Source organism: Ruegeria sp. YKSF070 (genome assembly GCF_059612725.1).
In genome coordinates this window covers 1-18,791 of sequence record NZ_JBXWRD010000002.1, presented here as the reverse complement: position 1 = coordinate 18,791, position 18,791 = coordinate 1, and the positions used below count along the sequence as shown (strand labels likewise).

The window sequence follows — 18,791 nt, the reverse complement described above, 5'->3', positions numbered from 1 at the left end:
CGGGCAGGGGGCAGACAGGTGAGCGGATCCTCGCGGATCGTGGCCGTTCTCGGCCCGACCAACACAGGCAAGACGCATTACGCGATCGAACGGATGCTGGGGCATCGCACGGGGGTGATCGGCCTGCCGCTGCGCCTGCTTGCGCGCGAGGTCTATGACAAGATCGTGGCGCTGCGCGGCCCCTCGGTGGTGGCGCTGGTCACCGGCGAAGAGCGAATCGTGCCGCCGCGTACCCAGTACTGGGTCTGCACGGTCGAGGCGATGCCCGAGGGGCTGGGCGCCGATTGCGTTGCCGTGGATGAAATCCAGCTCTGCGCCGATCCCGAACGCGGCCATGTCTTTACTGACCGCTTGCTCAGGGCGCGCGGGCTGCACGAAACGCTGTTCCTGGGCTCCGACACCATGCGCGGACCCATCGCGGCGCTGGTGCCCGAGGCGCAGTTCGTCCGCCGCGAGCGGATGAGCCAGCTGGTCTATACCGGCTCGAAAAAGATCACCCGGATGCCGCCGCGCAGCGCCATCGTCGGCTTCTCGGTCGAAAACGTCTATGCCATCGCCGAGCTGATCCGCCGGCAAAAAGGGGGTGCTGCGGTGGTGATGGGGGCGCTGTCCCCGCGCACCCGCAACGCGCAGGTGGATCTCTATCAGAATGGCGAGGTCGATTACCTTGTCGCCACCGATGCCATCGGCATGGGGTTGAACCTGGATATCGACCACGTGGCTTTTTCCGCGCTCAGCAAGTTCGATGGCCGCCGCATGCGCCCGCTGGCGCCCAACGAGTTGGGCCAGATCGCGGGCCGGGCCGGGCGTGGCATGGCCAGCGGTACCTTTGGCGTGACCGGCGAGGCGCGGCCGCTTGACGAGGGCATGGCGCAGGCGGTCATGGAGCACCGCTTCACCCCGCTCAAGAAACTGAACTGGCGCAACAGCGCGTTGCGCTTCAACTCGGTCGATGCGCTGATTTCCGCGCTGGAAGAGGCGCCCAGCGGCGAACATCTGCTCAAGGCGCGCGAGGCCGATGACCTGCGGACGCTGAAATCGCTGGCGGGCGAGGCCGAGGTCATTGCCCGCGCCAGCGATGGCGCTTCGGTCCGGCTGCTCTGGGATGTCTGCCGTATTCCGGATTTCCGCGGTATCAGCCATGCCGAGCATGCCGGTCTTTTGCAGGTGATCTTTGGTCATCTGCACGAGCGTGGGGCCATTCCCGATGATTTCATGGCTCGGCAAATCCGTCGCATCGACCGCACCCAGGGCGACATAGATACTCTGTCCAAACGGCTGGCCTATATCCGCACGTGGACATATGTCGCGCAACGGAACGGCTGGGTCCGTGACGAAAGCCATTGGCGCGACGAAACCCGCGCTGTAGAAGACAGGGTGTCGGATGCGCTGCACGAGCGGCTGACACAGAGATTTGTGGACCGGCGCACCAGCGTGCTGCTGCGCCGGCTCAAGCAGAAGGAGGCCCTTTTGGCCGAAGTGAACGACAAGGGTGAAGTGACGGTCGAAGGTGAATTCGTCGGCCGTCTCGAGGGATTCCGCTTCATGCCGGACAAGTCCGCGCAGGGGGCCGAGGCAAAGGCGCTGAAGTCGGCGTCGTTGCAGGCGCTGGCGCCGCAGTTCCATCTGCGCGCCGACCGGTTCTATAACGCACCCGATACCGAGATCGACTTTACCGAACAGGGCGGTCTGATGTGGGGCGAATATGCGGTGGGCAAGCTCACCGCCGGCGCCGATCCGCTGAAACCGCAGGTCGAGGTGTTTGTCGACGAGGCCGCCGGCCCTGATGTCGAACAGAAGGTGCAGCGCCGCCTGCAGCATTTCATCGACCGCAAGGTCGCGGCTCTGTTCGAGCCGTTGTTGGCGCTGTCGCGCGACGAGGCGCTAAGCGGGCTGGCACGCGGCTTTGCCTTCCGCATGGTCGAGAATTTCGGCATCCTGCCGCGCGCCGACGTTGCGCAAGAGGTCAAGGACCTGGATCAGGAGGCGCGCGGCGCCCTGCGCAAGCATGGCATCCGCTTTGGCCAGTTCACCATCTTCATGCCGCTGCTCTTGAAACCGGCGCCAACCCGTCTGCGGCTGGTGCTGTGGTCTCTGGCCCGGGGCCTGTCGGAATTCCCCGAGGCGCCTCCGCCGGGGCTGGTGACGGTACCCTCGGTCAAGGATGCCGAACCGGGTGTCGATACCATGTGCGGCTATCGCATCTCGGGCGAGCGGGCGATCCGCATCGACATGCTGGAGCGTCTGGCCGACATGCTGCGCGCCAAGGATAGTCGCGCCGGGTTCGAGGCGACGGCGGATATGCTGTCGATCACCGGCATGACGTTGGAACAGTTCGCCGACCTGATGCAGGGGCTGGGCTACAAGGCCGAGCGCGGCGAACGTGCCAAGGTGAAGCCGGAGCCTGTCGAGGCCGCTGCCGTGGCAGAGGACGAGACTGCGGCCACGGACAGCGTCGAACCGGCGCCGGCGGACACCGCCGAAGCCGTGGCCGAGGCCCCCGCAGAGACAGCGGAAACCGCAGAACCGGCAGAATCGACAGAGGCCGCCTCGGACGCGGCAGAGGTCGAACCTGAGCTTGAGGTCTTCTTCACCTTCACCTGGGCCCGTGTTGCCCGCCAACAGCAGGGCCGTGGCCCGCGCCGCGAGGGCCGTGGCCAGCCGGGGCAGGGAGAAGGCCGCGCCAAGGACCGCCCGCGCGGTGGTAAACCACAAGAGGGTGGACGCCGCCGCGATGGCAAGCCCCAGGGCGGTAAGGGCGGCAAACCCGGCCCGCAAGGGGCCAAGACCTATTCCTCGCGCCCGCCGAAGAAGGAAAAGGCGATCGACCCCGACAACCCCTTTGCCGCCGCGCTGATGGGGCTCAAAGAGGGCAACTAAGCTGTCATGGCAGAGGCGCCCACCCGGCTCCGCATCGACAAATGGCTCTGGCACGCGCGTTTCTTCAAGACGCGCGGGCTGGCGGCCGAGGCGGCCAGATCGGGGCGTATCCGTGTCAATGGCAATCGTGTCTCGAAACCCGCGCATGCGGTGGGGCCGGGGGATGTGCTGACCTTTGGCCAGGGACGCCAGGTCCGAGTGATCCGGGTCGAGGCGCTGGGGACAAGGCGTGGCCCGGCGCCCGAGGCGCAAACGCTGTATACGGATCTGGACGCGGACCGGAACGATGCTCGTCCCGCCGAAGCCTGACCAGAACGCTGTCGCGCCTTACCCGCCTGCGGCGGGATGCCCGGCCTTTCCGGACACCGCCGGGGGCGATCCTCCCTTGAAGAACACGCCACTCTGATTTAGCTAGTCGGGCAACGAACCAGTGGAATTCAGCTCATGACCTATGTCGTCACCGAAAACTGCATCGCCTGTAAATACACCGACTGTGTCGAGGTATGTCCGGTGGACTGTTTCTACGAGGGCGAGAACACGCTGGTCATCCATCCCGACGAATGCATCGACTGCGGCGTGTGCGAACCCGAGTGCCCTGCCGACGCGATCCGCCCCGATACCGAACCGGGGATGGAGCAATGGGTGGAGTTCAACCGCAAGTATTCCGAGCTGTGGCCGGTCATCGTGACCAAGAAAGACCCGCTGCCGGACGCCGAAGAGCGTGACGGCGAGTCCGGCAAGATGGAGAAGTACTTCTCCGAGGCGCCGGGCGAAGGCGGCTGACACATCGCGCCGATTCGCTTGCGAACCCGTGTTCGCGGCACGCCGGATCGCGCCAGAGCCTTGATCGCAAAGGGTGAATGCGCCTTTGTGATCTCTCTCCCTTTCCGGGGGGCTAATTTTATGGTACATTCTTTTTGTATATGATGCCAATGATCGGGATGAGCGCCAAAAGCTGGCTCGCTTTTGGGCAATAGTGTTTGTGATGAAACTTAGCGACTCGCGGGGGCCGGTGCTCCCGAGTGTCGATTTTTTTGTCGCGGCGATTCCGGTCAGCAACCAAGGAAAGACCTGAATGACCAAGTCGAAAAAGCTCGAGTTCCGCCCGAACGATTATGTGGTCTACCCGGCGCATGGCGTCGGCCAGATCATCTCGATCGAAGAGCAGGAAGTCGCCGGGTTCAAGCTCGAGCTGTTCGTGATTTCCTTTGAAAAGGACAAGATGACCCTGCGGGTGCCCACCAACAAGATCACCGAATCCGGGCTGCGCTCGCTCAGCTCGCCGGACGTGATCAGCCAGGCGATGAAGACGCTCAAGGGCAAGGCCAAGGTCAAGCGCGCGATGTGGTCGCGCCGTGCGCAGGAATACGAGCAAAAGATCAATTCGGGCGACCTGATCTCGATCGCCGAGGTGGTCCGCGACCTGCATCGCACCGACGACCAGCGCGAGCAGTCCTATTCCGAGCGTCAGCTCTACGAGGCGGCGCTGGAGCGGCTGACCCGCGAGGTTGCCGCCGTGTCGGGCGCCGATGAGATGGCCGCCGCCAAGCAAGTCGACGAAGTTCTGACCTCGCGCGCGGCCTGAGGGCGGATGCGACATTTTGCGGGCCGTCCCCTTGGGGGCGGCCCGTTCTTTTTGCGCGGCACTCGTGGGCGTTCGGTACTAGGCTGACAACAGATCGGTCAGGACGGAGAGACCAGATGCATACGGTCAAGGCAGCGGTCCGCAAGCTCTATGTCGGACGGGAACCGAGCTCGGTTCGGTTCCGCTATGGTCTGATCCTGTTCGATCTGTCGACCATCCTCTTTTTCATCGCGACCGCGCATCTGCCGCATGGTCGGCTGTTGACCGCGCTGAGCGTGGTGATCGGCCTCGTCATCCTGTGCGACTTCAGCGCGCGATTGTGGATTGCCAAGCAGCGGCGCGAGTTTCTGACCCGCATCTATACCATCGCCGATATCATCGTGATCCTGTCGTTGCTGCTTGATCCCTTCCTCACGCAAAGCCTGGCCTTTCTGCGCATCTTGCGTGGCCTGCGGCTGATCCATTCCTATCACCTGCTGCACGATCTCAGGCGCGACAGCCGCTTTTTCCGCACGCATGAGGATGCTATCGTGGCGGCGGTCAACCTCTTGGTCTTCATCTTTCTGACCACGATGGCGGTGCTGGTGTTCTTTATCCCGCCGGGCAGCCGCGAGACGCCCTATATCGACGCGCTCTATTTCACCATGGCGACGCTGACCACAACCGGCTTCGGCGACATCACCCTGCCGACCCCGGCGGGCAAGCTGTTCTCGGTCTTTGTCATGGTGGTGGGTGTAGCGCTGTTCGTGCGTCTGGCGCAGGCGATCTTTTCCCCGCAGAAGGTACGTTATCGCTGTCCCGATTGCGGCCTGTTCCGGCACGACCCGGACGCGGTGCATTGCAAGCATTGCGGCGGGTTACTGAATATCGAGACGGGCGGGGCGGGCTAGGCCCCCGGCATTCTCGGTCCAGCCGCGTCTGCCGACCTAAAGCGCGGCCGACAGCGCCAGCAGGCAGGTGATCTCGGCCAGTTGCTGCGCGGCGCCCAGGATATCGCCGGTCTGGCCGCCGATCTTGGCCCGGGCAAGCGCGGCTAGACCCAGCACCGCCAGCGCAGCCAGCATCGCCGGGATCAGCACCGCCCAGCCGGCCAGCAGCAGCGCCAGCACTGCCGCCAGCCCAAGGCCAAGTGAAACCGCTTGCGGCGTCGGGCGCCCCACCAACTGGCTGAGGCCCGCGCCGCGCGCATTGGGCAGGGCGGCCATCAGCACCGGCATCAGCGCCCGCGACCAGACCGCCGCCGCCACGGCTGCGCCAAACGCACCGCCCGCGACCAGCACGGACAGCGCCGCCAGCCGCAACGCCTGGCTCAGGATCAGCGCCAGCACGCCATAGGTGCCGATATGGCTGTCCTTCATGATCTCCAGCCGCCGCTCTGGCGTGAAGCCCCCCCACAGCCCGTCGGCGGTATCGGCCAGCCCGTCCTCGTGCATGGCCCCGGTGGTCATCACCAGCACCACGAGCATCAGCCCGGCCACCGCGACCGGCGCCAGCCCGGCGGCAAGCGCCAGCGCGCCCGTGGCCCAGGCCAGCGCGCCCACCGCCAGCCCCGCCAGAGGAAAGGCCCAGACGGCCGCGGCCTGCCGGGCAAAGGCGGGTTCGGGCAGGGCGGGCAATGGCAGGCGGGTCAGCAAGACCAGCGCCAGCAAAGGATCCCGGGGTGAAATGGCAGCAATGTCGTTTTTGCGCATCTCTCCGCCTTTCAAGGTCTTGTCGTGTCGGGTGCATTGGTTAAACACGGGCGGACCCAGGATGCAAAGAGGCTTTCCATGCTGCCAGCGCTTACCGATCTCGCCCAGTTCCGCGACCTGCTGACCTCGGCGCCCGGTCCCGATACCGCCGCTCGCGCTGGCGCCGAAGAGCGCAACGGCCAGTTGACCAAGCCGCCCGGAGCGCTGGGGCGGCTCGAGGATCTGGCGATCTGGTATGCAGGCTGGCGCGGCGATGCCAGGCCCCGGATCGAGGCGCCGCAGGTCATTGTCTTTGCCGGCAACCACGGGGTGACGGCACAGGGTGTCTCGGCCTTTCCTGCCGAGGTCACGGTGCAGATGGTGATGAATTTCGAACATGGCGGCGCCGCCATCAATCAGCTGGCGCGGGCCGCCGGGGCGCGAATGGATGTGCACGCGCTGGAACTGGACCGTCCGACGCAGGATTTCACCCAAGGTCCGGCGATGGACGCTGACGAATTGCTGAGCGCGCTGCAAACCGGCTGGGCGGCGGTCGATCCAGGGGCCGATCTGCTGGTGGTGGGGGAGATGGGCATCGGCAACACCACCCCGGCGGCGGCGATCGCGCACGCGCTGTTCGGGGGCGCGGCGGGCGACTGGACCGGGCGCGGTACCGGGGTCGATGACGCGGGGCTTGCCAACAAGACGCGCGTCGTGGCCGAGGGCGTTGCCCTGCACACCAGCCGCGACGGGCTGGAGGTATTGCGTTGCCTGGGCGGGCGCGAGATCGCGGCCATGGCGGGTGCCATCGCCGCCGCGCGGCAGCTGCGCATTCCGGTGATCCTGGACGGGTTCATCTGCTCCGCGGCAGCGGCGACGCTGGCGGCGGTTGCGGCAAATGCGCTGGATCACACCGTTGCCGGTCACCAGAGCGCCGAGGGCGCCCATGCGGTGCTGCTGGCCAAGCTTGGCAAGGCGCCTTTGTTGTCGCTGGGGCTGCGACTGGGCGAGGGATCAGGCGGGGCGCTGGCGATCAATATCCTGAAAAGCGCCGTTGCCTGCCATTCCGGCATGGCCACCTTTGCGGAGGCCGGCGTTTCGGACAGCTGAGCGCCGCTCCTCCGGCCCTTGCGGGCCGTCCTCGCGGGGATCAGGCCGAGCGTCGCGAGGCCAGTTCCTCGCTCAGCTCCATCAGCGCGGTCTCAAGATCCTTTTGCAGCGCCTGCGAGCGTTCGACATAGGCCTTGTTGTCGGCGGTGGGGATGTTCGGGTCCCAGACCTCGGCCAGATCGCGTACCGCCTGGCGGTCGTGGTGGTAGAAGGTCTGCGCCGCCTGCGCCGCCTCGTATTCGCTGAGGCCGACGTTCTCCAGCACATAGCGCCCGGCGCGGACCGAGCTGTCGAACATCTCGCGCACGATGTCATCGGCGCCGGCGCGATATAGCTCATAGACATGGTTGCGGTCGCGTGCACGGGCGATGATGTGCAGATCGGGGCGCTGGCGCCGGGCATAGGCTACCAGCTTGGTGACCTGGGCGTCATCATCCAGCGCGGCCACCAGCACCTGCGCCTTGGCCAGCCCGGCGGCCTTGAGCAGTTCGGGTCGGGTCGGATCGCCCAGGAACCCCTTGACGCCAAAGCGCCGCATCAGCTGGATCGTCTCCATATCGTGATCCAGCACGATGGTCTTGAACCCGCTGGCGGTGACCAGCCGGTTGACGATCTGGCCGAACCGGCCGATGCCCGCGATGATCACCGGCCCCTGCTCGTCGATCGTGTCGGGTACCATATCTGCAACATGGTCACGCATCCGGCGTGACAACAGCTCGTAGAGGATGAACAGAAGCGGCGTGATCATCATGGTCAGCGCGATGATCATCAGCAGTTTCTGAGACAGATGCGCCGGGATCACGTTCTGCTGGGTTGAGAATGCCAGAAGCACAAAACCGAATTCGCCCGCCTGCGCCAGACCCAGTGTGAACAGCCAGCGGTCGCGGCCCTTGAGCTTGAACGCGCGCCCGACGATATAAAGGATCACGCCCTTGAACAGGATCACCAGCAGCGCCAGACCGATCAGATCCAGCGGATCGGCCAGGAAGAAGCCCACATCGATCCCTGCACCCACAGTGATGAAGAACAGGCCCAGCAACAGGCCCTTGAACGGTTCCAGATCGCTTTCCATCTCGTGCCGGAATTCCGAGTTGGCCAGCACCACGCCGGCCAGAAAGGCGCCAAGCGCGGGCGACAGGCCCACCAGCGTCATCAGGAACGAAATACCCACCACGATCATCAGCGCCAGCGCAGTATACATCTCGCGCAGTCGGCTGGCATGGATGAAGCGGAACAGGGGCCGGGTCAGGTAGATGCCCGCCAGCACCACGAAGGCGACAGCGCCGATGGTGACCAGTGTCACCGCCCAGCCGGGCAACCCCTCGACCAGCGACAGGCTGGCCTCGTGCCCCGCGCCCGACTTGTGCGCGCGGTTGATCGACCCGTCGCCTGCGAAATGCGCCACCGGCGCGCTGGCCAAGAGCGGCAGAAAGGCCAGGATCGGGATCACCGCGATATCCTGCGTCAACAGGACCGAAAAGGTGGCCCGCCCGCCATTGGTCTGCATCAGCCCCTTTTCCGAAAGGGTCTGCAACACGATCGCGGTTGAGCTGAGCGAAAGCGTCAGGCCCACCGCCAGCGCCACGCTCCAGGGGTGGCCCGCCACCATCGCGACCACCATGATCGCCAGCGTCGAGACCCCCACCTGAAGCCCGCCGAGCCCCAGCAGCTTGTCTCTCATGTCCCAGAGCGCGCGCGGCTCCAGCTCCAGCCCGATCAGGAACAGCATCATGACAACGCCGAATTCGGCCACATGTTGCAAATCGGCGGTTTCGGCTCCGACCAGGCCCAGCACGGGCCCGATGATCAGCCCCGCCGCCAGATAGCCCAGAACCGAGCCCAGCCCAAGCCGGGCCGCCAGCGGCACCGCGATCACCGCCGCGGCCAGGTAGATCGTCGCCTGATACAGAAAGCTTTCCATCTCTCTCCCTTGTGCCGCCTCAGGTCGGCAGCGGTGCGTCGCGCTTCAACTGGTCCATCACGATCTGGCTCTGCACCCGGGCCACCGCCGGATGCGGCAGAATCACCTCGTGCAGCAACCGGTTGAGCGCGGGCAAATCGGCGCAGTAGACATGCAGCAGATAATCCGCTTCGCCAGTCATCGTCCATGCGCTTGTGATCTCTGGGCGGGAATTCACCATCCGGGCGAATTTGGCCGATTGTTCCGGCCCATGGGTGCCCAGATGCACCTGGATGAAGCCCTGGACATGCAGGCCCAGTTTCAGCGGATCGAGCTTGGCGGCATAGCCGGTGATATAGCCTTCGGCCTCCAGCCGCTGCCGCCGACGGCCTGCCTGACTGCTGGACAGGTGCAGCATTTCGCCCAGTTGCTGGGCGGTCAGATGTGCGTCCTTTTGCAGGGCATCAAGAAGGCGCAGATCCATGGAATCCAACATATGCGCGCTTTCCTCATTTTCTTTCATTCTAGTGCGTAAAACGCGCACGTAAACCGGTGTAGGTCAAAAACAATGCGCAAAATCAGCGCGACCGAAGGCGTATTCTCGACTCAGCAAATGTTTCGACGCATCAGGAGACGCACCATGGGTCCTTTCCCGCATAACGCCCCGAAATCCGAGATCACCCCCGAAAACCCCGCCGGTACCGACGGCTTCGAATTCGTTGAATTCGCCCATCCCGAGCCGCAGGTTCTGCGCGACCTGTTCGCGCAGATGGGGTTCGACATGGTCGCCCGCCACAAGAACAAGCCCGGCATCGAGCTGTGGCAGCAGGGGGATGTGACCTATATCCTGAACGCCGAAAAGGGCAGCTTTGCCGAGAAATTCATCGAACTACACGGCCCCTGCGCCCCCTCGATGGGCTGGCGCGTGGTGGATGCGAAAGCGGCCTTCGATCATGCGGTCAAGATGGGCGCTGAACCCTATGAGGGCGACGACAAGACCATGAACGTCCCCGCGATCAAGGGAATCGGCGGCTCGCTGCTCTATTTCATCGACCAGTATTACGACACCTCGCCCTATAATACCGAGTTCGAATGGCTGAAGCAGTCCAAGCCGCGTGGCGACGGGTTCTTCTATCTCGATCACCTGACCCACAATGTCTTCAAGGGCAACATGGACAAGTGGTTCAAGTTCTATGGTGACCTGTTCAATTTCCGCGAAATCCGCTTCTTTGACATCCAGGGCAAGTTCACCGGGCTTTACAGCCGGGCGCTGACCTCGCCCTGTGGCCGCATCCGCATCCCGATCAACGAGGACCGTGGCGAGACCGGCCAGATCGTGAGCTATCTGAAGAAATATAACGGCGAAGGCATCCAGCATATCGCCGTGGGCACCGACGACATCTATGACTCGGTGGATGCCATCGCGGCCAAGGGGCTGAAATTCATGCCCGGCCCGAACGAGGCCTATTACGACATGTCCTATGACCGGGTCGCGGGCCATGACGAGCCCAAGGACCGGATGATGAAACACGGCATCCTGATCGACGGCGAAGGCGTGGTGGATGGCGGCGAAACCAAGATCCTGCTGCAAATCTTCTCGAAGACCGTTATCGGGCCGATCTTCTTCGAATTCATCCAGCGCAAGGGCGATGACGGTTTCGGCGAGGGCAACTTCAAGGCGCTGTTCGAAAGCATCGAGCGCGAGCAGATCGAAAGCGGCGAGATCAAAGCCGCCGAATAAGGGAAGGGGGAAGGGGGGCACTGCCCCCCGATGACAAAATTCGACGAATTTTGTCCTCTCCCCCGGAGTACTTGGAGCGAAATGAAGTGCGGGGCCGGAAGGCTTCGCCCTTCTTTGTCTTAGCCGCTGGGAATGCGCAGAGTCAGGTTGCGCGCGCCTTTCTGATAGCGCAACTCGCTGTCGCCAATGGCGGTGATGCGGCCACCGTCGATACTGTCGCCGACCTTGACCTTCTTGTAGCGGCCCGAGGGCAGGCGGACCAGCGCGCGGCGATTGGCGGGCGTGCCGTAGACGCCGATCAGGTTCAGGTCGCGCAGGTTGATCGCGTTGTCGAGCGTAGCCTGCCGTGCGACCGAAGTAGGGGAGGGCGCCTTGGGTTTCACGGTGGCGGCGGCGAAACTGCCGCTGTCATCGGCGTCGGCGCTCCGGTTCAACCCGGCGGTCGAGCCGAGATTGCCGCTGGATGCGGCGGCGGCTGTGGCCAGTTTCTCGGGACGCAGGCGAGGTTTGCGCGCCGTGGCCACCGCCAGCGGGCTGACCGCCTGGGCCTCATCCTCGGTGGCTTCGTCCTGTAGGGCGGCCAGTTGCTCTTGCAGCGATGCGGGACGTGCCTTGGGCCGCAGGCCGGCCAGTTCGCTCAGCGAACGGCCCCCGAATTGCGACCGTTCGGACTGTTCCACCAGGTCCTCGGGGCGGAGTTTGGGGCGCACGCTGGCCAGACGCTGCTGGGCCACGTCTACCTCGGGCGGAGCTTCGAACCGGACCGGAGGGGCCGGTGGCACCTTGGACGGCCGGCCCGCATAGACCAGGACCCCATCGGGGTTGACCGTGCCATCGGGCGTCGCCTCTACCAGACCGCGCGGGTCCAGATCGAAGCTTTGGCCGGGGGTGGCCGAGGGGGCGCTGCCATCGGGGGCGGCATCGGTGTCGAACCCTGCGACAGGCGGCAAGGCAACCGCATCCTGAAACAGGTCGGTGCGGTCGATCGAGGCGACGAACAGGTCGTTGAGACCGATCAGACCAGGAACCTCGGGTGGTTCCGGGGCCTCGGACAATGCAAGCTCTATGGCTTCGGTCCCGCTGGGTTCAGGTTCGAAATCCAGGTCCTCGACCTGTTGCGGCTCGACGCGCAGCGCTTCGAGCACCGCACTGTCGGTGCCGCTCAGGCCCGGCAGTTCGGGGGCGTCCTGCGGTGCGACCAGTTCTTCGGGATCCTCATCAATCGAGGCCGGTGCCTGCGGGACGGTCTGTTCCGGCGTGGCGTCGGATGCCGCCCCGGCGTTTGGCGCTTCGATCACGGCCGCGGGCGGGGTGGCCAGCGGATCGGGATCGCGGAACAGCCCGGTCAGGCCACCTTCGGTAAACAGCGATGCAAAGGCTGCGACGGCCGCGAGAAACAGCAGCAGGCCCACCGTCAGGATCACGCCAAGATAGCGCGGCTTGCCACCGATACCGCCGCTGCGAGCGCCGAAGATGGTCAGCCGCTCGGCCTCGGTTCGGGGCACCTGATCGGGGCGTTCCGCGGCTGCGAAGGCGGTGACCGGCATCTCTTCGGTCACCGGGCGTGGTGCATCCAGCGGGGAGGCACGGCGCGAGTTGAAACCGCTCTCGACGGCGATTTCGGCACCGGATGGCATCGGCGCGCTTTCGGCCGGTGACTCGGGTGGAACATCGGCCTCGGAGGGCGGTGGAGCCTCTTGATCAGGGGTGTGCGTTGGCGTGGCGACGACGGGCGGTGCGGTTGCGGTTTCGGTCTCGGCCGGTTCGGCGTCCGGTTTGGCGCGTCGGCTGGAAAAGCTGATCGCCGGAGCGGCGGGTGCTTCGACGGTGGTCGGGGCAGGAGGCTCGGTATCGGGAAACACCGCCGGGCCGATCACCACGACCGCGATCCCGTCAGGCTCTACCGCTTCGTCACCAACCAGGTCGCGGGTGGTACTGGCGGGTCCGAAGAAAGGTTCGCCTAAGAAGGAATTGTCGTCCGGAACCGCGACAAAGCTGACCGGGTTGAACCCGTGTTCGGTGGCAAAGGCCTCGGCCTCGTCGAGCGTCTCGCGGGCAACGGCGGCCACATGGGTCACTTCGCCGTCGGGCGAGGTGTCATAGGCCAATTCTTCCAGCTCATAGGGGGTGGCGGCGGCGACCTCCTGTTCGATCAGGGCGTGGCGGGTTTCGCCCTTGAACGGGCCGGTCTCGACGGACAGATAGCGGATCTGCTCGTTGGGCAGGATCAGCTTGCACTGCAGATCCGTTTCCAGCCGCAACGCATCCTTGCGCAAGCCGCGCAGCGCCGCCGCCAGATCGGGTGTGTCCAGCGCGACCGCGCCCACTTTTCGCCAGCCACCGGCGGCGCGATGCAACAGGGTGATCCCCTCGAAGGAAAGCGACAGCGCAAAGGCGGGTTTCATGTGACCAGTCTAACCGTTCCTGAATGGCTTGGGGCACTCACTGGCGAGCGCCACGGCGCGACATTAAAGCAGAGATTTGCCGAGGGAAAGAATTACTCCGGTTTTCCCCTTGCCGCGCGACATGCCGCCACCCCATCTTTGATGGCGAGGATAGCAGGAGAACATAAATGAGGACATTGATTTTTCTGGTGGCGGCCTTGCTTTTCGCGGCGGTCGGGCTGGCCCGCGCGGATGAGCAACCCGGTCATATCACCGTGACGGGGAGCGGCACTGTCGAAACGGTTCCCGACATGGCGGTGATCACCCTGGGCGTCACCCGCGAGGCCAAAGAGGCGCGCGCGGCGCTGCTGGCCACGTCTGAAGCCGTGCAGCAGGTCTTTGACCGGTTGGGCGAGATGGGTATCGAGGCGCGCGACATGCAGACCAGCGACCTGTCGCTGTCGCCGGTCTGGTCGAACCGCGCCTCCAGCAGCGAGCCGCCGAAGATCACCGGCTTTCAGGCCTCGAACCGGGTTACGGTGCGGGTGCGTGACCTGGCGGCGCTGGGCGGTATCCTGGACGCGGTGGTCAGCGACGGGGCCAACACGTTCAACGGGCTGGAGTTCGGGGTCAAGGAGTCCAAACCGCTGCGAGATCAGGCGCGCGCCAAGGCGGTGGCGGATGCGCAGGACCGCGCCCGGCAACTGGCCGAGGCGGCCGGGGTGGAACTGGGCCGGGTGGTGTCGATCTCGGAACAGTCCTACGATCCGCAGCCGCGCCCGATGATGCGTATGGCGGCCATGGCCGAGTCCATGGATGTGCCTGTTGCCGGTGGCGAGATCGGGTTGAGCGGAAGTGTCACCATGGTGTTCGAGATCCGGCAATGATCCGCTTTGCGGGCGGCCTGCCGCCCGCATCGACCCTGCATTGACCATGGCGCAGGGTCGCGCCACTCTGTCCCGAACCTGACCCGGAGACTGTGATGGCCGCGCCGCTGGTAATCCGAAATCGCAACTTTCGACTGCTCTTTACAGCAGGGGCCCTGACCAATCTGGGCGACGGGGTGCTGGTGCTGGCGGTGCCATGGCTGGCGGCGCTGATGACCCGCGACGCGGTGGCGATTGCCGCCGTGGCTGCGGCGGCGCGACTGCCCTGGCTGCTCTTCGCCCTGCCTGCGGGCGTGATCATCGACCGCAGCGACCGGCGCAAGCTGATCGCGCGGGCCGATCTGATGCGGGCGGGGATCGTACTGGCCATCCTTCTGCTGGCGCTGGGCGATCCGGCGCCGGGGGCGATCTGGGCGCTTGCGGGGCTGGCCTTTCTGCTGGGCGCGGCCGAGGTGCTGCGCGACAATGCCGCCCAGACCATCCTGCCCGCGCTGGTCGACCCCGACGATCTGGAGGCCGCCAATGGCCAGCTCTGGAGCACCGAACAGTTGACCGGCCAGTTCATCGGCCCGCCGCTGGCCGGCGTGCTGATCTCGGCCGGTATCGCGGTGCCCTTTGGCCTGGATGTGGCGGTGCTGGTGCTGGCCGCCGGTCTGGTCTGGCTGATCTCGCTGCCGCCGCAGGTACCCAGCCGCGCGCGGTTCGCCCAGGCACTGGCCGAGGGGATCGCCTTCATGCGCGGCGACGCGCTGTTGCTGCGGCTGGCGGTGGTGCTGGGGCTGGCCAATTTCATCGCCATGGCCACGATCACGGTGCAGGTCCTGTTCGCGCAGGAGGTGCTGGGTCTTGGTGCCGCGCAGTATGGCATGGTGCTGTCGGCGGGGGCGGTGGGCGCGATCTGCGGCAGCCTGCTGGCGCCGCGCGCGATGCGGTTGATCGGCACGCAAGCCTGCCTGTTCCTGTCGATCGCGGTCTGGGGCGCGGGCTATGCCAGCATCGGCCTGTCGAACAGCGGCTGGGTGATGGGTCTGGCGCTGACGGCGATCATGGCGGCGGCGATGCTGTGGAACGTGATCACCGTGTCCTGGCGCCAACGCCGTATTCCGCCCGCTATGCTGGGCCGGGTGAACAGTATCTATCGTTTCTTCGGCTGGGGCTCGATGCCGCTGGGGGCGCTGGCGGGCGGCGCCCTGGTGGTGCTGGCCGAACAGCAGATGAGCCGCGAGATGGCGTTGCGCGCGCCGTTCCTGCTGGCGGGCCTGTGCTGTCTGGCGCTGCTGATCTACGCGTTGGCGCGGCTGCGGCTGGAGTGAAAAGGGCGGCCCCTGAGGGCCGCCCCGGTTCCGATCAGGCGGTGGCCTTGGTCAGCGCCTGATCCAGATCGGCGATCAGGTCGTCGGCATCCTCGATCCCAATCGAGACGCGCACCACATTGGGCCCGGCGCCCGCCGCTTCCTGCTGCTCGGGTGTCAGCTGGCGGTGGGTGGTCGAGGCCGAGTGGATGATCAGCGAGCGCGCATCCCCCAGGTTGGCCACATGGCTGAAGATCTCGAGCGCGTTGACCAGCTTGACGCAGGCCTCGTAGCCGCCCTTGACCGCAAAGGTGAACAGCCCGCCAGCGCCTTTGGGATAACAACGCTCTGCCCGTTCGGCATACGGAGACGAGGGCAGTCCGGCATAGGTGACATAATCGACGCGTGGATCGGCCTCGAGCCAGGCGGCGACCGTTTTTGCGTTCTCGACATGGCGCTGCATGCGCAGGCTCAGTGTCTCGATCCCCATCAGCGTGTAATGGGCGGCCTGCGGGTTCATGGTCATCCCGAGGTCACGCAGCCCGATGGCAATGCCATGGAACGTATAGGCGAGCGGGCCAAATGTCTCGTGGAACTTGAGCCCGTGATAGGCCGGTTCCGGCGCGCTGAGCGAGGGGAACTTGTCACTGGCCGACCAGTCGAAACGGCCGGAATCGACAACGCAGCCGCCGGTGACCGTGCCGTTGCCGGTCAGGTATTTGGTGGTGGAATGCACCACCAGCGAGGCACCATGTTCGAACGGGCGGCACAGATAGGGGGTGGCGCTGGTATTGTCGATGATCAGCGGCACGCCGGCGGCATCGGCCACATCGGCCACCGCGCGGATATCGGTCACATAGCCGCCCGGATTGGCGATGGATTCGCCGAATACCGCGCGGGTATTGTCATCGATGGCCTCGCGCAGCGCGTCGAGATCGTCGAAATCGACGAACTTGGCCGACCAGCCGAACCGTTTGATGGTCTGGCTGAACTGGGTGACGGTGCCGCCATAAAGCCGGGTCGAGGCCACCACGTTGCAGCCCGGCTGCATCAGCGGGAAAAGGGCCATGATCTGTGCCGCGTGGCCCGAGGAGCAGCAGACTGCGCCGACACCACCCTCGAGCGTGGCGATACGCTCCTGCAACACGGCCACGGTCGGATTGGTCAGGCGGGAATAGATGTAACCCACCTCTTGCAGATTGAAGAGGGCTGCGGCGTGATCGGCATCGCGGAACACATAGGCCGTGGTCTGATAGATCGGCGTCTGCCGCGCACCGGTGGCCGGGTCGGGCCGCGCGCCGGCGTGGATCTGCAGCGTGTCGAACCCGTAGTTGGGCGTATCGGACATGGGTGATCTCTCCCTTTGAAACTCACTTGCACCGATCTCTAGGCGATAGATGATCGCCAGACAACAACAGCCCGCATGCGTCAGGCGCGGGACCAAGGATTTCCTGAAATCCTTGTCCACAGGATTTTGGAAAATCCTGTGTCAGCGCCTGGATCAGGCGCTTGGACAAAGTGTCAAATGACACTTTGGATCGCTGCCGCCGGGGCTCAGGTCTTGTCGGCGACGGGCCCATCCTGTTTCACCCATTCGGTGAAACCACCTTCGAGATGCATGACCGGCGCAAGGCCCATCTCCTGGGCGGCCTGGGCCGCCAGCGCCGAACGCCAGGCGCTCGCGCAGTAGAACACGTAAGTCTTGTCCTGGTTGAAAACAGGTTTGTGGTAGGGGCTTTCGGGGTCGATCCAGAATTCCAGCATGCCACGCGGGCAGGAGAAAGCGCCCGGGATCATGCCGCTGCGCTGCAACTCGCGGATATCTCGCAGATCGACAAACACATGATCGGGATCGTCATAGAGCGCCTTGGCCTCGGCCACCGGCAGGGTTGCGACCTGCGCATTTGCCTCTGCCAGCAAGGTCTTGATTCCCTTTGTGATCTTCTGCGCCATTGTCTGCCCCTCCGGTTGCCGTTCAGGCTGACGCAATTGGCGGCAAAGCTCAAGAGGGGTTGCCGCCACGTGTCCCTCCGCTAGGGTCTGGCCCGGACAAGAGGGAGCCGAGACATGAAAACGAGACCGCTGGGCCGCACCGGCATCGAGGTGAGTGCGCTTTGCCTGGGCACCATGACCATTGGCAGCCAGACAAGCGAGGCCGACAGCCATGCCCAGATCGACCGCGCCCTGGCCGCTGGCATCACCTTTGTCGACACCGCCGAGATGTATCCGGTGAACCCGGTCCGCAAGGAGACCGTGGGCCGCAGCGAAGAGATCATCGGCAGCTGGAACCGGGCGAACCCGGCCCGGCGCGGAGACTACGTGCTGGCGACCAAACATTCCGGCGCCGGGATGGCGCATTTTCGCGATGGCGCCCCGATCTCGGGTCAGACCATCGCGAGGGCGGTCGAGGGCTCTTTGAAACGGCTGGCGACCGATCATATCGACCTCTACCAGTTCCATTGGCCCAATCGCGGCAGCTACATGTTTCGACAGAACTGGCGCTATGACCCATCGGGACAGGATGCGGGCGCGGTTCTGGAAAACATGGCCGATTGCCTTGAGGCGCTGCAGCGCGAGGTCGATCGCGGCACCATCCGCGCCTTTGGTCTGTCGAACGAAAGCGCCTGGGGGACCGCGCAATGGCTGCGGCTGGCCGAAGCGGGGCAAGGGCCGCGGGTGGCGTCGGTGCAGAACGAATACTCGCTGCTTTGCCGCCTTTACGACACGGATATGGCCGAGCTGAGCGTGAACGAGGATGTGGGGCTGATGGCCTTCTCGCCACTGGCTGCGGGGTTCCTGACCGGCAAGTATCAGAGCGGCGCGGTGCCCGAGGGATCGCGCATGTCGCTGGTGCCCGAGATGGGCGGGCGCAAATCCGAGCGGGTGTTCGATGCGGTCGACGCCTATCTGGACATTGCCCGCCGGCACGGGTTGGACCCGGTGCATATGGCGCTGGCCTGGTGCCAGACCCGACCCTTCATGATGTCTGCGATCTTTGGGGCCACCACTCTGGCGCAGCTCGATCATGTGCTGGCCGGCGCCGATCTGACCCTGTCGGACGAGGTTCTGGACGAGATCGCGCGCGCCCACAAGGCGCATCCGATGCCGTATTGAGCGGGGCGGGGGCTCTGCCCCCGGCCTACAAAATTCGACGAATTTTGTAGGCTCCCCCGGAGTATTTGTGGCGAAATGAAGATCAGGGTTCGGCGGGTTGGGTTCGGGCCTGCCGCAGGTCGCGGGCCGATTGGCCGTTCTGGGTGCGAAAGGCACGTGCAAAGCTCGATTGCGAGGTAAAGCCGGTGGCCTGTGCCACTTCCATCAGCGGCATCTCGGTGTCGGTCA

Annotated in this window: 16 protein-coding genes and 1 pseudogene; 10 read left to right on the top strand and 7 right to left on the bottom strand. The window is 65.1% G+C overall.

Annotation, left to right across the window (positions count from 1 at the left end; genetic code table 11):
- The first annotated feature begins 18 nt into the window (after positions 1–18).
- From AC2FL1_RS01130 to AC2FL1_RS01110, 5 genes and pseudogenes are all read left to right on the top strand, one after another.
- A complete protein-coding gene (locus AC2FL1_RS01130; RefSeq protein ID WP_496875723.1) occupies positions 19–2,880 on the top strand; it encodes a helicase-related protein in 2,862 nt (953 codons plus the stop codon).
- 6 nt (positions 2,881–2,886) lie between these two features.
- A pseudogene (locus AC2FL1_RS01125) lies at positions 2,887–3,153 on the top strand (RNA-binding S4 domain-containing protein); the annotation flags it as partial.
- Positions 3,154–3,324: 171 nt separating this feature from the next.
- On the top strand, positions 3,325–3,663 hold the full coding sequence (fdxA, locus tag AC2FL1_RS01120; RefSeq protein ID WP_496830391.1) for a ferredoxin FdxA: 339 nt from the start codon (positions 3,325–3,327) through the stop codon (positions 3,661–3,663).
- Positions 3,664–3,955: 292 nt separating this feature from the next.
- A complete protein-coding gene (locus AC2FL1_RS01115) occupies positions 3,956–4,465 on the top strand; it encodes a CarD family transcriptional regulator (protein WP_496875722.1) in 510 nt (169 codons plus the stop codon).
- Between the two features lie 116 nt (positions 4,466–4,581).
- Positions 4,582–5,355, top strand: coding sequence for an ion channel (locus AC2FL1_RS01110; RefSeq protein ID WP_496875721.1), 774 nt, complete (start codon positions 4,582–4,584; stop codon positions 5,353–5,355).
- A gap of 36 nt (positions 5,356–5,391) precedes the next feature.
- On the opposite strand, the gene cobS is transcribed toward AC2FL1_RS01110, so the two are convergent.
- On the bottom strand, positions 5,392–6,156 hold the full coding sequence (gene cobS / locus AC2FL1_RS01105; RefSeq protein WP_496875720.1) for an adenosylcobinamide-GDP ribazoletransferase: 765 nt from the start codon (positions 6,154–6,156) through the stop codon (positions 5,392–5,394).
- 78 nt (positions 6,157–6,234) lie between these two features.
- Here cobS and cobT point away from each other — a divergent pair, with 78 nt between their 5' ends.
- The gene (cobT, locus tag AC2FL1_RS01100; protein ID WP_496875719.1) at positions 6,235–7,245 is read left to right on the top strand and encodes a nicotinate-nucleotide--dimethylbenzimidazole phosphoribosyltransferase; all 1,011 of its coding nucleotides are present in this window, start codon (positions 6,235–6,237) and stop codon (positions 7,243–7,245) included.
- 40 nt (positions 7,246–7,285) lie between these two features.
- Here the strand turns inward: cobT and AC2FL1_RS01095 are convergent, their stop codons facing one another.
- Both AC2FL1_RS01095 and AC2FL1_RS01090 read right to left on the bottom strand, forming a co-directional pair.
- Complete coding sequence (locus AC2FL1_RS01095; RefSeq protein WP_496875718.1) at positions 7,286–9,166, bottom strand: monovalent cation:proton antiporter-2 (CPA2) family protein; 1,881 nt, start codon at positions 9,164–9,166, stop codon at positions 7,286–7,288.
- Positions 9,167–9,185: 19 nt separating this feature from the next.
- Positions 9,186–9,641, bottom strand: coding sequence for an Lrp/AsnC family transcriptional regulator (locus tag AC2FL1_RS01090; RefSeq protein WP_164129369.1), 456 nt, complete (start codon positions 9,639–9,641; stop codon positions 9,186–9,188).
- A 144-nt stretch (positions 9,642–9,785) separates the two neighbouring features.
- Here AC2FL1_RS01090 and hppD point away from each other — a divergent pair, with 144 nt between their 5' ends.
- The gene (gene hppD, locus AC2FL1_RS01085; RefSeq protein WP_496875717.1) at positions 9,786–10,886 is read left to right on the top strand and encodes a 4-hydroxyphenylpyruvate dioxygenase; all 1,101 of its coding nucleotides are present in this window, start codon (positions 9,786–9,788) and stop codon (positions 10,884–10,886) included.
- 119 nt (positions 10,887–11,005) lie between these two features.
- On the opposite strand, the gene AC2FL1_RS01080 is transcribed toward hppD, so the two are convergent.
- On the bottom strand, positions 11,006–13,291 hold the full coding sequence (locus AC2FL1_RS01080) for a hypothetical protein (RefSeq protein ID WP_496875716.1): 2,286 nt from the start codon (positions 13,289–13,291) through the stop codon (positions 11,006–11,008).
- 167 nt (positions 13,292–13,458) lie between these two features.
- Between AC2FL1_RS01080 and AC2FL1_RS01075 the strand changes: the two genes are divergently transcribed.
- Positions 13,459–14,157 (top strand): SIMPL domain-containing protein, encoded by a 699-nt coding sequence (locus AC2FL1_RS01075; protein WP_496875715.1) that lies wholly within the window; start codon positions 13,459–13,461, stop codon positions 14,155–14,157.
- A gap of 95 nt (positions 14,158–14,252) precedes the next feature.
- On the top strand, positions 14,253–15,470 hold the full coding sequence (locus AC2FL1_RS01070) for an MFS transporter (RefSeq protein ID WP_496875714.1): 1,218 nt from the start codon (positions 14,253–14,255) through the stop codon (positions 15,468–15,470).
- Positions 15,471–15,504: 34 nt separating this feature from the next.
- Here the strand turns inward: AC2FL1_RS01070 and AC2FL1_RS01065 are convergent, their stop codons facing one another.
- Together AC2FL1_RS01065 and AC2FL1_RS01060 are read right to left on the bottom strand one after the other, a co-directional pair.
- Entirely contained in the window at positions 15,505–16,797 is a 1,293-nt protein-coding gene (locus tag AC2FL1_RS01065; RefSeq protein ID WP_496830409.1) for an O-acetylhomoserine aminocarboxypropyltransferase/cysteine synthase family protein, read from the bottom strand.
- A 206-nt stretch (positions 16,798–17,003) separates the two neighbouring features.
- Complete coding sequence (locus AC2FL1_RS01060) at positions 17,004–17,402, bottom strand: rhodanese-like domain-containing protein (protein WP_496875713.1); 399 nt, start codon at positions 17,400–17,402, stop codon at positions 17,004–17,006.
- 114 nt (positions 17,403–17,516) lie between these two features.
- On the opposite strand from AC2FL1_RS01060, the gene AC2FL1_RS01055 reads away from it, so the two are divergent.
- On the top strand, positions 17,517–18,563 hold the full coding sequence (locus AC2FL1_RS01055) for an aldo/keto reductase (RefSeq protein ID WP_496875712.1): 1,047 nt from the start codon (positions 17,517–17,519) through the stop codon (positions 18,561–18,563).
- An 82-nt stretch (positions 18,564–18,645) separates the two neighbouring features.
- Here the strand turns inward: AC2FL1_RS01055 and AC2FL1_RS01050 are convergent.
- Positions 18,646–18,791, bottom strand: a 146-nt coding sequence (locus tag AC2FL1_RS01050; RefSeq protein WP_496875822.1) for a helix-turn-helix domain-containing protein, incomplete at its 5' end; no start/stop codon positions are given.